General features: G+C 67.0%; 12 protein-coding genes. 4 read left to right on the plus strand and 8 right to left on the minus strand.

Going from position 1 to position 16,113, the window contains the following annotated elements; all coding sequences use genetic code 11:
* On the plus strand, positions 1-195 hold a 195-nt coding region (locus FPZ47_RS17370; protein ID WP_246133462.1), incomplete at its 5' end, for a thioredoxin family protein.
* 146 nt (positions 196-341) lie between these two features.
* A complete protein-coding gene (locus FPZ47_RS17375) occupies positions 342-986 on the plus strand; it encodes a TIGR03085 family metal-binding protein (RefSeq protein WP_144953210.1) in 645 nt (214 codons plus the stop codon).
* Positions 987-1,086: 100 nt separating this feature from the next.
* On the opposite strand, the gene FPZ47_RS17380 is transcribed toward FPZ47_RS17375, so the two are convergent.
* Both FPZ47_RS17380 and FPZ47_RS17385 read right to left on the minus strand, forming a co-directional pair.
* The gene (locus tag FPZ47_RS17380) at positions 1,087-2,460 is read right to left on the minus strand and encodes an FAD-binding oxidoreductase (protein ID WP_144953207.1); all 1,374 of its coding nucleotides are present in this window, start codon (positions 2,458-2,460) and stop codon (positions 1,087-1,089) included.
* Complete coding sequence (locus tag FPZ47_RS17385; RefSeq protein ID WP_144953204.1) at positions 2,457-3,314, minus strand: phytanoyl-CoA dioxygenase family protein; 858 nt, start codon at positions 3,312-3,314, stop codon at positions 2,457-2,459. Before FPZ47_RS17385 ends, FPZ47_RS17380 begins: the two co-directional genes overlap by 4 nt.
* Before the next feature lie 70 nt (positions 3,315-3,384).
* Between FPZ47_RS17385 and FPZ47_RS17390 the strand changes: the two genes are divergently transcribed.
* Entirely contained in the window at positions 3,385-4,788 is a 1,404-nt protein-coding gene (locus tag FPZ47_RS17390; RefSeq protein ID WP_144953201.1) for a DUF2252 domain-containing protein, read from the plus strand.
* 240 nt (positions 4,789-5,028) lie between these two features.
* Here the strand turns inward: FPZ47_RS17390 and FPZ47_RS17395 are convergent, their stop codons facing one another.
* From FPZ47_RS17395 to FPZ47_RS17410, 4 genes are all read right to left on the minus strand, one after another.
* Entirely contained in the window at positions 5,029-7,959 is a 2,931-nt protein-coding gene (locus FPZ47_RS17395; RefSeq protein ID WP_144953199.1) for an MMPL/RND family transporter, read from the minus strand.
* Positions 7,956-8,504 (minus strand): MmpS family transport accessory protein, encoded by a 549-nt coding sequence (locus FPZ47_RS17400; RefSeq protein WP_144953196.1) that lies wholly within the window; start codon positions 8,502-8,504, stop codon positions 7,956-7,958. Before FPZ47_RS17400 ends, FPZ47_RS17395 begins: the two co-directional genes overlap by 4 nt.
* A gap of 175 nt (positions 8,505-8,679) precedes the next feature.
* Positions 8,680-9,366 (minus strand): TetR/AcrR family transcriptional regulator, encoded by a 687-nt coding sequence (locus FPZ47_RS17405; RefSeq protein WP_144953193.1) that lies wholly within the window; start codon positions 9,364-9,366, stop codon positions 8,680-8,682.
* 473 nt (positions 9,367-9,839) lie between these two features.
* Complete coding sequence (locus FPZ47_RS17410; protein ID WP_144953190.1) at positions 9,840-11,087, minus strand: cytochrome P450; 1,248 nt, start codon at positions 11,085-11,087, stop codon at positions 9,840-9,842.
* Between the two features lie 83 nt (positions 11,088-11,170).
* Between FPZ47_RS17410 and FPZ47_RS17415 the strand changes: the two genes are divergently transcribed.
* On the plus strand, positions 11,171-11,623 hold the full coding sequence (locus FPZ47_RS17415; protein WP_144953187.1) for a VOC family protein: 453 nt from the start codon (positions 11,171-11,173) through the stop codon (positions 11,621-11,623).
* 58 nt (positions 11,624-11,681) lie between these two features.
* Here FPZ47_RS17415 and FPZ47_RS17420 read toward each other — a convergent pair whose 3' ends face one another.
* Both FPZ47_RS17420 and FPZ47_RS17425 read right to left on the minus strand, forming a co-directional pair.
* Positions 11,682-12,671: an ERCC4 domain-containing protein gene (locus FPZ47_RS17420; RefSeq protein WP_144953184.1), complete on the minus strand. Its 990-nt coding sequence runs from the start codon at positions 12,669-12,671 to the stop codon at positions 11,682-11,684.
* A gap of 172 nt (positions 12,672-12,843) precedes the next feature.
* Entirely contained in the window at positions 12,844-16,095 is a 3,252-nt protein-coding gene (locus tag FPZ47_RS17425; protein ID WP_144953182.1) for a DEAD/DEAH box helicase, read from the minus strand.
* Positions 16,096-16,113 lie beyond the last annotated feature (18 nt).

Below are 16,113 nucleotides of genomic sequence, written 5' to 3' on the forward strand. Positions count from 1 at the left end.
ATCGCGGCCGAACACCCCGAGCAGCTGACGGTCGCCAAGCTCGACGTGGACGCCAACCCCCAGACCGCCACCCAGTTCCAGGTGGTGTCCATCCCCACGATGATCCTGTTCAAAGACGGGCAACCGGTTAAACGCATCACCGGAGCCAAGGGCAAAGCGGCGCTGCTGCGCGAGATTTCGGAATTCGTGGGCTGACCCGGGCTAACCCTCTGCGGCCGACGCCGCCTCGATCGCCTCGGCGGGGATGTCGCCGGCGACAGCAGTGGGTTGCACAACCCACTGTGCTGGCATGCCGTCGCCCGCGGGTCAATTGCTTGCCCGGGCCCATAGACTCTGGGGTCATGGCTGGTGTTCCGCTGGACGTGGGGGAGCGGGTTGAGCTGTGCGACCTATTCGACGAACTCGGCCCGTCCGCGCCCACCCTGATCGAGGGCTGGACCGCTCGGGACCTGGCCGCGCATTTGGTGCTGCGGGAACACGACGTCATCGCCGGACCGTGCCTGGTACTGCCCGGTGCGTTTGCGCGGTTCGCCGAGCGGCGCCGGTCGGCGCTGGCCGCACGTCAGGACTTCGCGACGCTGGTCGCGCGGACCCGGTCCGGCCCACCCGTCGGATTCTTCCGCATCGGATGGGTGCGTGCGATGGCCAATCTCAACGAGTTCTTCGTCCATCACGAGGACGTACGCCGGGCGAACGGGCTCGCGCCGCGTGTTCTGGCGCCCGGGATGGACACCGCTTTGTGGCGCAACGTGTGTCGAGGTGGCGGGTTTCTCAGCAGGAGGCTTGGCGATTGCGGGCTCGAAGTGGTGTGGCCGGCCGGTGGCGAGCGGGTCACGGTGCGGACGGGCTCGCCGACGGCTCGCCTCGGCGGGGCGCCAGGAGAACTGCTGCTGTGTCTCTTCGGGCGCCAAGCCGCGGCGCGGGTGGACGTGAGCGGGCCGTCGGAAGCGGTTGCGGCGGTGCGGCGTGCGCACTTCGGTATGTGATTGGGGCCTGCTCAGTCACAGTGGCCACCTGCGTCCCCGGCCCGGGAGAAGCGCTTTTTCGGGCAGATCGGCACACCCGGAGACGTTGTGACGCAAGGGGTTAACCGAACAGCACGTCGGGGTTGAGGATGCCCGCCGGGTCGAAGCTCTGCTTGATGCGGCGCATGAGGTCCACGTTGACCGGGTCTTCGAGTTCGAGGAAGTACGGGGTCTTGGCGCGCCCGAGGCCGTGTTCGCCGGAGATGGCACCGCCCAGTTCCATTGCGAGCGCGAAGATATCGGTCATCAGCTTCTTGCGCGCGGCCGGCTCCTTGCAGAAGATCGCCAGGTGCACGTTGCCGTCGCCGGCGTGCCCGCAGCCGACCGCACCGCCGCCCGCGGCCCCCGCCAGGTCCCGAGCGCCGGCAAGGAACTTCGGCATCGCGCCGCGCGGCACCACGGTGTCGATGATGTCGTCGGCGCCCATCGCCTTGGCCGTCCAGAACGCCTTCTCGCGGGCCTCGATGAGCTTGCGCGCCGAGGCGCCTTCGAGCACATACGCGTCGGCGGCGCCGAGCTCGGCCAGCAGCTCGCCGGCCCGCTCGACGTCCTCGTCGAGCCGGTCGGCCGTCCGGCTCTCGAGCCCGACCACCAGGTACGCCTGGCAGCTGTCGCGGACGCTGTCGGGGATGCCGAGTTCGAGGTTCTGGGTGTGCACGAGCGCGGCCATCGTCATGTTGTCGATGTATTCCAGGATGTAGGGTCCCAGCCCGCTGGCCACGACTATGGGCACCGCCGCCATGACCTGGTCGAAGTCGGCGAACGGGGCCAGCACGGTGGCGCTGTGGTCGAGCCGCGGGTGCAGCTTGACGATCACCTCGGTGGCCAGCGCCAGGGTGCCTTCGGAGCCGACGATCAACTGCGTGAGGTCGTAGCCGGTGGACACCTTGGCGATTTTGCCGCCGGTGCGGATGATCTCGCCGGTCGGCAGCACCGCCTGCAGGCCGACCACGTTGTGGCGGGCGATCCCGTACTTGACCGCGTTCATCCCGCCGGCGTTGGTGCCGACGTTCCCGCCGACGCTGGAGGACAGCTCGCCCGGGTGGACCATGTAGCGCAGCCCGCAATCGGCGGTCGCGGCGTCCAACTCGGTCAGCGTCACCCCCGGTTGCACGACGGCGACCTGGTTGACCGTGTCGACCTCGAGGACCTTGTTCATCCGCTCGAACGAGATCAACAGCCCGTCGGCGCGGGGGATCGCCGCGCCCGACAGGCCGGTGCCCGACCCGCGGGCCGTCACGGGAACCTTGTTGGCCGCGGCGGTCTCGAGGAGCCGCGCGACCTCCTCTGCGCTCGACGGCTTGGCCAGGTAGGCCGGCTTCTGCGGAGGATGCGTCAGCTCCTCGTCGTGCGAGTAGTCGTCGGGGATGGCGTCACCGATCAGTAGGTTGTGCGCCCCGACGATGTCGGCGAAGCGGGTCGTCATGTCGCTCATTGGTTTTCATCCAGTAGGCGCAGCGGGTGCAGGCCGTCGACCGCGCCGACGAACGGCGGGTGGATGCTGTAGCCGATCATGCGTTGGATGTCGTCGGAGACCGTCCGCGCCATCTCGCGCGGGATCGAGAGGGTGAAGGCCTCCATCGGCCGTAGCCACGGTTGGCAGTACTGGGCCGTGACGGCCAGGCGCGCGCGGTCGGTCGTGTTCGCGCCGCCGCCGTGCCAAAGAGTTCCGACGAAGAAGACGCAGGATCCGGCCGGCATCACGACGGGCAGTACGGGGTCGTCCGGCCCGGGCGGGCGCCTGCCCCAGCGGTGGCTGCCGGGATACAAAACGGTGGCGCCGTTGTCGGCGGTGAAGTCGTCGATCGCCCAGATGGTCGCGGCGGCCAGTGGGTCCCGCGGCCGCGGAATCGGATAGAACCCGTCGTCGTGGTGGGCCAGCTGCGCCGACTCGCCCGGCTGAATGTTGATGACCTGCAACGCCGAAAGGAGGTAGTTGGGCATCAGGAGGCGGTCGAGCACCGCCAGCACCCGCGGGTGATCGGCGAGCCGGTCGCACACGCGCGTCCTGCTCAGCACGCTGTAGATGCGCTGAGTGCGCCGTCCCTCGAAGGAATTGCGTCCGGTGGCTCCCAGCCAGGGGGCGACGACGTCGCGAATCTGCTGACACTCGTCTGCGCTGAGCAGGTTCTCCCAGATGACATAGCCGTCGCGGTCGAGGGCCGCCATGTCGGCGTCCACCGGCCCGGAATCCACCGAGGCCCCGCTGCTCGGGGTCCACTTGTGCCGGCCGGCCAGGTCGCCCTTGAGGTCGGCCAGCGTCGTGACGGGGTCGTTGTCGATGCTCATGCACCTGAACATGGACTACATGTGACCGCCGGTCAAGCGCGTCTTCGGGCCACGGAGATAACCTGCGCTGATGCCGGATGTGAGCAGGCCGCTTCGGGAGCGGCTGATCGATTTCGAAGATGTCGAGAAAGACCGTGCCCGGGGGCGCGCCCAGCACGACGTGGCACCCCGACGGAGCCTGGCCCAGTTGGTGCCGGCGAGTCGCGGCGCGACGGAGATCCTCGTCGAGCAGAACCGCGACCGAGTGCCCGAGCTTGTCCCGCTGCGCTTTGCCCGCATGCTGATGGACCAGTTCTCGTTCTATCGCGGGTCGGCTGCGGTGATGGCCGCCGACCTGGCCGCCGGCCCATCCAGCGGCGTGGAGGTGATGTGCGGCGGTGACGCGCACCTGTCGAATTTCGGCGTCTACGCCGCCCCGCAGCGCAGCCTTGTGTTCGACCTCAACGACTTTGACGAGGCGGCGGTCGCGCCCGCGGAGTGGGACCTCAAACGCCTGATCACCAGCGCGATCGTGGGCGGACGCCACGCCGGCTATCCCGAGAAGACGATCCGCGGGATCGCCGCCGAAGCGGTGCGCCAGTACCGCGATGGGCTCGACGCCATGCTCGAAATGGACGTGCTGGGCCGGTACTACCTCCGACTGGAGCCGCAGCGCTACGCCAAGCGGGTCTCCACAGGCTTCGCGGACACGATCGCCGAGACCGCGCGCACCGCGCGCCGGAAGACGTCGGCTCGGGTGTTCGCCCGCATCATGAAGCCCGGACCCGACGGCCGGCTGCGGCTCAGGGAGAACCCGCCCATCCTGGAACACCTGGCCTTCCCCGACGAAACCGTTCTGGCCGACGCCTTCGCCGAGTACCTCACCAGCGTGCCGGCCGACGTGGCGGTGCTGCTGTCGCACTTTCAGCTGACCGACATCGCCCGGCGTGTGGTCGGGGTGGGCAGCGTGGGCACCCGCTGCTACCTGCTGATCCTCACCGGCCCCGACGGCGCTCCCCTCATCCTTCAGGTCAAAGAGGCCACCAGGTCGGTGCTCGAGGAGTACGGACACCGCCGGCAGCCAGAGCCTCTGGCCGCCGCCGAAATGGCGCTCGGACACGGACTTCGGGTCGTCGACGGGCAACGCATCCTGCAGGCGATGTCCGACGTCTTTCTGGGAACCGTGCGCTTCGACGGCCGCGACTATTACGTCCGGCAGTTCCAGGACATGAAGGGCAGCGTGGCGACCGACGGCATGTCGCCGAACGTCTTCCGCCAGTACGCCGGGGCGTGCGCGTTGTCATTGGCGCGCGCTCACGCACAGAGTGTCAACGCCTCGATGCTGCGCGGCTACGTCGGCAACGGTGAGGCGGTGAGCGCGGCGGTCCTGGAGTGGTCGTACTCCTACGCCGAGAAGACGCTCGCCGACTTCCATCAGCTCAAGGCCGCGGCCAAGGCCGGCGAGATCCCGGTGGCCGACGACCCGCTCCGATGAACGGCGAATGTGGCAAAAGATGCTGTGGCACAGCTGCTTTGAGGCGCATTCCCAGCAGTCACAGAATCTGGGGGATGTGCCGATGTGCCCGTTTTGTAGCGACAACGTGCCATCACCATCACCGTGGCGGCCCGCCGCGCCAAGTGTGAGCCGACGCAGCGGTGCGGGCCAGGTCCGAAAGCGAGGTGGAGGTTGCGATTCGGTCGAGGTGGGCCGAACGGTGATGTGAGGGGCGTCAGATCAGCGCGGCTGTACCAATCCGCCTGCCGGATGCTCCTCGACGTTCTTGAGCAGCAAATCGCGCACGGCGGGACGCGTTCCGTACGGTCGCAGCATCGTGCTGGCCGGCCGTGGGCGCACGTGCTGCGGCCACCAGAACCAGCGCCCGAGCAAGGTGGCCAGCGACGGCGTCATGAACGACCGCACGATCAAGGTGTCGAACAACAAACCCAGCGCGATCGTCGTACCCACCTGGGCCATCACCAGCAGCGGGCTGAACATGAACGTGGCCATGGTCGCGGCGAACACCAGACCTGCGGTGGTCACCACCGAGCCCGAACCGGCCACCGCGCGGATCGTCCCCGTTTTGAGCCCGGCGTGGATTTCCTCCTTGAACCGCGATATCAACAGCAGGTTGTAGTCCGAGCCGACGGCCAGCAGCAGGATGATCGCCATCGCCAGCACCATCCAGTGCAACTTCAAGCCCAGGATGTACTGCCATAGGAGCACGGAGAGTCCGAATGAGGCGCCCAGTGACAGCAACACCGTACCGACGATCACGAAGGCCGCCACGGCGCTTCGGGTGATCACCAGCATGATGATGAAAATCAGTGTGGTCGCAGCAATTCCGGCGATCATCAGGTCGATGTTGGAACCGTCGTGCATGTCCTTGTACGTCGCGGCGGTACCGCCGAGGTAGACCTTGGCGCCCTCCCAGGGCGTGCCCTTGATCGCCTCGTGCACGGCCTGCTTGATCGGTTCGATGTGGCTGATGCCTTGAGGAGTCGCCGGGTCGCCTTCATGGGAGATGATCAACCGGACGGCGTGACCATTCGGCGAGATGAACTGTTTGAGACCGCGTGCGAAATCCGGGCTCTTGAACGCCTCCGGCGGAAGGTAGAACGTGTCGTCATTCTTCGATTTGTCGAAGGCATCGCCTTCGGCGGTGGCGTTGTCGGACTGCGCTTTCGCCTGTTCGTCAAGACCCATCGTGGTCGCGTAGTTCGACATGATGGTGTCGAGGTTGCGCTGCTGACTCTCGATCTGCGGCGGTATCAGCGCCACCAGCTTGGGCTGGATCCGATCCAGCTTGTCGAGATTCGCGCTCAAGTTCTCGATGTTCTCGGTCACCTGGTCGATGCCGTCGAGCGCGTTGAAGATCGACCGTAGTGCCCAGCAGGCCGGAACGTCGTAGCAGTGCCTTTCCCAGTAGAAGTAGCTGCGGATCGGCCGGAAGAAGTCGTCGAAGCTGGCGATGTCGTCGCGCAACGCTTCGGTGATCTTCACGGTTTCTCTGGTGAGAATGGCGGTATCGTGCGTGGTGTTGCTGAGGTCCTGGGTCACCTGCATCTGCTCATGCAGCGTTGCCATCGTCTTGCGCAGCTCGTCCGCCTGCTTGAGCAGGTTTGCCGCCTGCTCTTCCTGATAGTGCTGGGTCTGGATCCGCCCTGCGGCTTGCGCACTCATCTGAAAACCGAGGGTGCTGTGGTCGAGCGGCGTGCCCAACGGCCGGGTGATGGTCTGCACCCGGCCGATGCCGGGAATGTGGAAGACCGCCTTGGCGACCTTGTCCAGGACCAGGAAATCGGCCGGGTTACGCAAGTCGTGATCGGTCTCGATCATCAACAGCTCGGGATTGAGCCGAGCCTGGTCGAAGTGCCGGTCCGCGGCGGCATAACCGACATTGGCCGGGGTGTCAGCCGGCAGGAAGTGGCGGTTGTCGTAGTCCGTCTTGTAGCCGGGCAGGGCGAGCAGACCAACCAATGCGACCCCGACGGTCACCGCGAGAACCGGTGCGGGCCAGCGGACGACCGCGGTGCCGATGCGACGCCAGCCCCGGGTCTGCAGCTTGCGCTTCGGGTCGAGCAGCTTGAAGAACGATGCCACCGTCAGGACCGCCGGTCCCAACGTCAAAGCCGCCAACACCGCGACCAGCATGCCGACCGCACAAGGCGCCCCCAGCGACTGGAAGTACGGCAGCCGGCAGAAGCTCAGGCAATACATCGCGCTGGCGATGGTCAGGCCCGATCCCAGCACGACATGCGCCGTGCTGTGGAACATGGTGTAGAACGCTTCTTCGCGGGTCTCGCCGAGACCGCGCGCCTCGTGGTAGCGGCCGACCACGAAGATCGCGTAATCCGTTCCGGCGGCGATCGCCATCAGCACCAGCAGGTTGTTGGCGAATGTGGAAAGCCCCATGACGCCGTAGTTACCGAGCGTCGCGACGACACCGCGGGCCGCTGCCAACTCGATGAACACCATCGCCAGCATGATCAGCATGGTGGTGACCGAGCGGTAGACGACCAGCAGCATCATTACGATCACCAAAAAGGTGATAAGAGTGACGACCGCGACGCCCTTCTCGCCCGCATGGGACTGATCGGCGAACAGCGGACCCGCGCCGGTGACGTACGCCTTGATTCCCGGCGGCGCGGGCACCGAGTCCACGATCTTGCGGAGGGCCAGGGCGGACTCGTTCGCCAGCTCGCCGCCCATGTTGCCGGCGAGGTAAACCTGGACGTACGCGGCCTTTTGATCGTGGCTCTGGGAACCCGCCGCCGTCAGCGGATCACTCCAGAAATCCTGCACGTGCTGAACGTGTTTCTTGTCTTGCTCGGCGCGCCTGACGATCTCGTCGTAGTAGCGGTGCGCTTCGGCCCCGAGTGGCTTGTCGCCCTCCAGCAGGATCATGGCCGAGTTGTCGGAGTTGAACTCTTTGAACGTCGATCCGACCTTCATCATCGACTGAAAGGATGCCGCGGCAGTCGGACTCATCGACACCGAGTGGTTTTTGGCGACGACCTCCAGCTGCGGGGCCACGGTGTTGGTGACGACGACGATGCCCAGCCAGATCAGGACGATCGGCAGAGCAAGCCGATGGATCATCCGCGGCAGGAACGGCGGGATCAGCGGCTGATCGACGCGCGGCGGAGCTTCGCCCGGCGCGCTCATGCGGACTTGTCCAGGCAGTAGACGAAGGCATTGACTGTTTCGTCGGGGGGAGACTGGTTCGGAGCCTTGATGACGTCACCGCGCCCGTCGTGGTTGTTCACGACGAATCGGCAGGCGATCCAGCTGCCGTCTCCTTGCGCCACCAGGTTCGCCGGGATACCGGGCTTCGTTGAACTCAATACTTTGCTCCAGGGCAAGGGCACGTTCAGGGCCTGCTGCGGATGGGTGTTTTCGTCGAGGTAGTTGATGGTCGCCGTGCTGCCCGGTGGGCCCCAGACCTCGAGGGTGATCGTCTTGGCGTTGAACTGGTCGAGGACCTCGCCCGACGTGCCGCCACCGAACGAGCCGCGGTGAACGCCAAAGACGCCGTGCAACCGGTACACCACGAATCCTGAGAGCGAGACGACAGCTGCGATCGTGAGAACCATCCAGAAACGCCCCAGAAGGCCCTTTTTGGTAGCGCGCTGCGGGCCGGCCGTGTTGCCCTCGCTGCCGGCGGAGCCCTGCTTGTCGCGCGCCTCGGTCCGTGCCTCAGTCGTCGTCATGGGCGCTTCAAGTCCTTCATCACGGGCGAAACATTACTTAGCCCATATAACACCTTAGCGATGGCCCGCAGTTTCTTGATCGCGTCGGCCACCGCAGTCCCCCTTCGGCGGCCTTCCCTCGCCCGCGCACCGTTGCAGTTCGCCAAGCCGCAGCGCTCCGCCCTCCTTTGCGAGTTCATGCCGATTCCGCGATGAGGCCGACGCACGTGGCAGTCAGCAGGCGGGTCAGCGCGGACGCGAAGTCCAGATTCCACTCGGGCGGAACCACTTCCGGCTCTTCGGCGTAGACGCCGGTCAGGTGCTCGGGTGGGTTCGCGACTTGCCAGAGCGTGGCCGCCAGCGAGTACGCCGCCAACAGGATGTCGAGCGAACCCGACCGCCCGAGTTCGGGCAGCGCGCTCCCGATCGCATCGGCCAGCGAGAGGGTGGCCGCGGTGCTGATCCGCCTGACCGCGATGACCCGCTCGGGGGCCACCTCGTGTTCCAGATGCAGGTGCAGGTTGGCCAGCAGGTCGCAGAACAACGGATCCTCGGCCAGGGCTTCGGCCAGCGTCTCGGCGATGCGCGAGGGCGACTTCACACCGGGCTCGGCCAACTTCTTCGACACGGTTGTCGACCAGCGCACCCAGCCTTCGGCGGACAGATGCAGCAAGACTTCCTTGTGCGAGGTGAAGTAGCGGCGCATCGCCGAGTAGTGAATTCCGGCGCGGGCGGCGACCGCGGTCAGGGTCACCGACGCGACGCCCGTTTCCATTGCCAGCGAGCGCGCGGCCTCCACGAGGGCCTCCGCACGTTGACGCTTCTCTTCCTCCGTGCGGGCGCGCTGGAACGTGAGTTGCGCCACCGGCCGAGAGTAACGCACATTGCGCGATTTGTATAACGCACACCGCGTGGTTTGTGGGCGGTCACCTACGCGTTGCTCTCCATCGCTTAAAGCCGCGCGTCCTCGCCTGCGACGGCAGCCATCTCCGCGATCAAGCAGTCGGGCAGCCGCTGATCGGAATCAACGACGACCACTTTCGTGCAGCAGAACCAGATCGGCGAACTGTCGAGGGGGGAATTGCCCCGCGACCTCACCGGCACCCTCGGGTCGGTGGATGCCACCGACGGCGGCGGGATCGGCGTTCGAGTTCTCGCGGATCTTCGAGCAGATCGACAGCGCGCCCCCCGGTCTGACGGCCGTGACGGCGTGAAACTGCCCGCACCATCGGCGCCAGCTCAACGAGGAGTCAGAGCATGAGCGACACCCATACCGACGCGACCGACGTCGACAAGTGGGACCGGGGGTCGACCAAGGGCGATGGGGATGGTGCGGCGGGACTCGATGTCTGCCGTCTAGTCTCGCTTCGGTGTGAAGCTGACCGGCAACGTGGCCAGCCCGGTCATGCTCGGGTTGCCCAGGTATTGCCGGACGCCGCTCTCGTCGACCCGGTAGTCGGGGATGCGGTCGAGCACCGCCTTGACCATCACCTCGGCGGCCAGCCGCGCCAGGTGTGAGCCGATGCAGCGGTGCGGACCGATCCCAAAAGCCAAGTGACGGTTGGGCATTCGGTCGAGTGCGATCTCGTCGGGCCGGTAGAACTCTTTCTCGTCGTGGTTGGCCGACAGCCAGCTGATGACGACGCGGTCGTTCCTGCGGAGGCGCCGGCCGCCGATTTCGACGTCGCGGGTCACCGTACGGCTCAGGGTTTGGTTGACCGAGAAGTAACGCAGGAATTCGTCGGTGGCGCTGCGGTAGAGCTCGGGGTGATCGATGAGCTGTTGCCTGAGTTCCCGGTGCGTGCCCAGGTGGAGCAGCGTCAGGGCGGTCTGGGAGGTGGTGGTGTCGACGCCGCCGGCGACGAGGTTCCAGATGATGCCCAGCAGCTGTTCGTCGGTGAGGCGTTGGCCCTCGAACTCGAACTGGAGGAGGAAGCTGGTCAGGTCGTCGGTCGGTTTGGCCTTTCGGGTGGCCGCGAAGTCGAGCACACCTTGCATCAGGGCGGGGGCCGCGGCGAGGGCGCTCGCGTACTCGGGGGTGTCCTGCGGCACGGCCATGACGGAGTGGAACAGGTTGGCGTAGAGGTGCCAGTTGTCGTACGGCAGGCCCATCAGCTTCATCGTGAGGATGGCCGGCACTGGGCTGGCGTAGTCCAGCACGAGGTCCATGCGTCCTTGGGTGATGTGCTGGTCGAGGAACTCGTGTGCCATCCCTTCCATAAACGGCTTGAGTTTCTGGACGGCCCCGGGGGACAGGAACGGGGCCAGGGCGCGCCGCAGCGCCTGGTGGTAGGGGCCGTCGACCTCGCCGATGCCCAGGGCCGGATGGCCTTCGGGGCGCGGGACGCCCATCTCACCCTGATAGCTGATGCCGTCTTCGGCGTCGGGCTCGTATTTGTGGGCGAAGGTGTCGCCGTCGCGGGCGGCCCGGCTGACCGCGTCGTAGCTGCTGAGGTACCAGAACCCGCCGTAGTTGGTGTTCCAGGCGACGGGGCAGCGACGTCGGAGGTCGGCGTTGACGGCCAGCTCATCGAGGTTGAATGTGTCGGAGTGATGGTCGAAGTCGACGACCGCGTCCGGGCTGATGTCTGGGCGTGTGACCATCGGGAGGCCTTCCTGAATAAGCTGTTGTGCATTATTGCGTGTGTGACCTCGAAGCAGGAGCAAGACGCGATAGGGAAGGCGAAATGACCGGTCACCGAACGGTCTTCAACCACGTCGGGTTGTGCGTCGCCGATGGTGAGCGGTCGCGGCGGTTCTACGAGGGCCTGCTGGGGTTTGAATTCTGGTGGGAAATCGCTCCGCCCGACGACCGCACCGCTCAGTTGGTGCAGCTTCCCGAGCCGCTCGGCGTGCACGCGACGTATCTGGTGCGCGACGGGCTGGTGTTGGAACTGATCGACTATTCGAAGCGTCAAGTGCACGCCGGGGCGGAGCGCGTCATGGACCAGGTGGGGCTGACGCATATCTCGTTTTCGGTGTCTGATCTGCCTCGCGTATTGGCCAAGGTTGCGGAGTTCGGGGGATCGGTCGTCGACGCGACGGTGACCGAGCGGTCGGCCATGATCCGGGATCCGGATGGGCAGCTGTTGGAACTGCTTCCGGATGGCTGGCTTTCGGTGTTGCCGCCGCGGCCGTAGGCCGGTTACACGACGCGGGTGTGAAGCACCGAGTAGTTCCTCGGTTGCGATTCTGCGGTCAGTCGGGGTGGTTGGCGTCGTGCCAGGCTTGCCAGATCTCGGGTCGGAGTCGACCGCGGTCGGGAACTTGGAGGTCGACGGTGCGGGCCCAGGCGCGGACCTCGGCGGTGCTCGGTTTCGGCCCCGCGGGTGCCCGGTCGAGCTCAGTAAGATCGACCCTGTTTGGTGAGATGCGCTGCAGGGCAGCGTGTTCGGTGAGCGCCCAGTCGTGGGCGGCGGCGAGGAACCGGTAGGCCCATTCCTCGGCGAGTTGGCGTGTCTCGCAGAACAGCACCGGCACACTGGGCCAACGGACCTGGAGTTCGGCCAGCCCGTCGGCCACGACGGCGGGCCGGACGCGATCGAGCTTGAACAGCTGAGAGTAGCGGTCTTCCACGACGACGGCCGCGCGGGGGAGGGCGGCGAGGTCGGCAACCTGGTAGCGCAGCTTGCCGCCGGTGAGGCTGGCCACCAGGTCGGCCAGGGATTTGCGCTCCACTGCGGCGACCAGTTGGCCGTCGATGATGATCCCGTAGTCGCCGCACGGCAGGGCGCGTTTGACGGTCGTTACCTGTTGGGCGGGGAATCGGTAGGCGTACCTTTCGTGTGCGTCGACGATGATCTGCAGGTCCTCGATGCCGTGGGCGCGCGCGGTCGGGGTGCGCACGTTCGGTCGCGCCTGCTTACGTGTGCGTGCCGACTGCCAAAACACCGCGTCATGACCGCGGGCCTGGGTGAACACGAGTTGGGAACGGTTCTCCCGGGCCCGGTCGAGAACCAGGTCGATCGCCGCTCCGCGTCGGTGGCACGACCGCAACGGCACGCGTTCGACGATCACCACATCGGCCGGCCACTCCTCGAGGTCGACCGGGTGGCAGTACAGCGCCTTGACGCGCGGCCAGGTCCCCGACGTCCGAAACAGCAGGTCAGTGCCGGGCTGCGGAACCCGCAACAGGAACGGCAGCCGGGAGTCGGCGTCCGGGTTGACCGCAATCAACAACTCTGCCACGAGACCAATTTTGCCGGTCCACGCCGGCCGATGGCGGCGCAACCCGCCGAGCGGGCGAGCTCTGCGCACCGAGCACTCCCAGCCGGTATCAGCCCGGCGTAGGCGTCGACCACAAACGCCGTGTAGCCGAACCCGCCGCCCGTCGGCCGTAACAACCGCAATGGTGGTCCGCTCAGGTGAGCAGTCCCCGGATGTCGTCGGCGGTGACCGCGGAGCCGAACGCGTTGCCGTCGTCGATGACGCTGGTAAACAGCTTGGCCTTGCGGGCGTTGAGGGCCACGACCTTGTCCTCGATGGTGTCGCGAGCAATGAGCCGGTACACCATGACGTTTCGGGTCTGGCCGATGCGGTGGGTGCGGTCGACGGCCTGGGCCTCGGTGGCCGGGTTCCACCACGGGTCGAGCAGGAAGCAGTAGTCGGCCTCGGTGAGGTTGAGCCCGAATCCGCCGGCCTTGAGGCTGATCAGAAACACCGGTGCGCTGCCCTCCTTGAACCGCTGTATCGCGGCGGCACGGTTGCGGGTGCGCCCGTCCAGGTAGCAGTAGTCGATGCCCTCGGCAGTGAGGCGCTCGCGGACCCGGCCCAGGAAGCGGGTGAACTGACTGAACACCAGCGCGCGGTGGCCGCCGTCGACGACGTCGCGCAGGTGCTCGGCGAGCGCGTCGATCTTGGCGCAGGCCAGCGCGTCGTGGGCGGGGTCGACGAGACCGGGATGCAGCGCCATCTGCCGCAGCACGGTCAGCGACTTCAGGATCGTAAACCGGTTGCGTTGCATGTCATCGAGCAGGCCGAGGACCTTCTGCCGCTCGCGGGTGAGTCGTTTGTTGTAGAGCGCGCGGTGCCGCGGCGGCAGCTCGATGTCGAGGACCTGCTCCTGCTTGGGCGGCAGTTCGGCGGCCACGAGCTCTTTGGTGCGGCGCTTGACCAACGGTTTGATGCGGCGCCGGAACAGGGCCAAAAGCTCGGCGTCGCCGCTCTTTTCGATGGGCTTGGCGTAGAAGTCGGCGAACTTGGCCGGGCTGGGGAACAGCCCGGGTGCGGTGATCGACAGCAGCGACCACAGCTCCATGAGGTTGTTCTCCATCGGGGTGCCCGTGATGGCCAGCTTGAACGGTGTGGCCAGCTTGCGGGCGCACTGGTAAGTCTTGGAGTGATGGTTCTTGACGTACTGGGCCTCATCGAGGATCAGCCCGGACCAGGTGCGGTCGGCGTGGGAGTCGAAGTCGAGCCGAAACAGCGTGTAGGAGGTGACGACGATGTCGGCGCCCGCCGCCAGCTCGTCAAGGTCGGCGCCGGCGCGGCGCAGCGTGTCGTAGAGCGCCACGACCGACAGCTCGGGCGCAAACCGCGCGGCCTCGGCGGCCCAGTTGGCCACCACACTGGCCGGTGCGACCACCAGGAACGGTGCCATACCCGGATTCTGTTGGCGGGCATGGCAGATCAGCGCCAGCGTCTGGATGGTCTTGCCCAGGCCCATGTCGTCGGCCAGGATCCCGCCGAGGCCGTGGGTGTACAGCGTCGACAGCCAGGAAAACCCGTCGGCCTGGTAGGGCCTCAGCTCGGCGCCCAGGGTGCGCGGCACCGGCACCGGCGCCGGTTCCAGGCCCCTCAGGGCGCGCAGCCCGTCGACCTGGCGGCGCCACTCTTCGGCCTGCCGGGTGACGACGCCCAGTTCGGCCAGCTCATCGAACAGCCCGACCTGGAATCGGCTGATGCGGGGCGGCCCGTCCTCGGCGTCGGTGAGCGCACGGGCTTCCTCGATGAGCCGGCGCAGCTTGACCAGTTCCGGCTTGTCGAGGGCGAAGTAGGCGCCGTCGGGCAGCAGCAGGTGCGATTGCCCGGATGCGATCGCGGTGAACACGCTGACGAACGGAACCTGGTTGCCCTCGATGCTGATCGTGACGCCCAGGTCGAACCAGTCCGTCTCGTCGGGGACCGCGTCCGTCGTCACCGCGATGACCAGGGAGCCGCCGGCCTCGCGATAGTCCACCGGGTTGCCGAGCACCTCGAGGGTGACGTCGGGAAGCTCGCCGAGCAGCGGTTGGATTTCGGTGGCGAACCGCAGGGTGTCCAGCCCGGACAGCGACGTTGCGGTGAGCGTGCCGTCGGCGCTGCGGAGGCCCACCTGCTCCAACGGCGCGTCGATGCTCAAGGCGAGCGCGCTCTCGGCCGGCAGGTCGCGGTAATCATCGAGCCGATGCGCATCGACCGGAACGCGAATATCGTTGTCGGCCAACCGGTATGCCCATTCCCAGGTCAGCTCGAGCCGATGGTCGTCCTGGTAGTCGGCATGCAGGACCAGCGTCGGACCGACGATCGTGGGCGGCGTGAAGGACTCGTCGGAGGAGGTGATGGCCGCGATGCGGCGCAGCCTGGGGTAGTAGTCCGCGGCGAAGCGCGGCGCCTCGCCGGCGGGGATGACCAGCGGCTGGTCACCGAGGGCCATGCGCTGCAACGCCTCTGGCGCCGGTTTGTCCAGGCGGGCCAGCCGCAATCCGCCGTCGTCGTAGACGGCGCCGTGACCCGAGGACCCGATGAACGCCAGGGGCCGTGCCGTCGCGCCGTCGACCCGAAGCGCGGGCGCGACCCTCAGATCGCCGGCGTCGTTGGCGGTCACGTCCAGACACAGCTGCCCCTCGGCGTGGGGCGGCACCTCCCGCAGCGGTCGGGCCTGCAGCAGCCGCACCCCGACCCGGCGCGCCTCGTCGAGCAGCGACCAGAGCTGCGGGGATCCGAATCGCCGCAGCGAGATCGTCTTCCCGTCGTCGTACCCGTAACCACCGTACGAATAGCTGTAGTAGCCAGCCGAAGTCGAGCTCGACGCCCGGTAGGTGGAATAGAGCTCCTGCAGCACCCGAACCTGGGCGTCGGGATAGTTGTGGCGCAGCGCGGGCAGCCTGGCCCAATTCAGGTCGCCGGCCACCCAGCCGCCGCGCTTTCCGGGCCGCACCAGCCGCGCGTCGAGCATCGGCGATGACCCGTTCATCGAGAGCGTCAGTTCAACCGCCAGTGGTGTCTTGGTGTGGTCGTTGGTCGGGACCGGGGGAAGCAGCGCGTCGAGCGATCGGCGCCATGCCGGGGGGGCCTGCGGGGCTGGCGCATGGGCGGGCCGCAGCACCGTGGGCCCGGCGGCGGCGATGACGACCGCCGCGACATGCTTGCAGTCCTCTTCCATCGGGCAGCTGCAGTCCCCGCCGTCGAACGCGTACGTGTCGGTGTCGACGGGCATGAGTTCCGCGGTGGTCAGGTAGGTGCGACCTTTGTTGCCGCGGACGGTGCCGAAAAGCTTTTCGGCGTCGGGGTCCCACAGGCAGCGCAGCACGCGCCCCTCGCGCGCATACGCCATGCCGCGGCGCCAGGTGTCTGCGTCGAGCACTTCGAAGGTGCTGTCCAGATCGATCGACGGATACATCAGCGACTGCATGACCGCACCGTAGCGATG

The organism is Mycobacterium helveticum (assembly GCF_007714205.1).
GTDB classification, from domain to species: Bacteria; Actinomycetota; Actinomycetes; order Mycobacteriales; family Mycobacteriaceae; genus Mycobacterium; species Mycobacterium helveticum.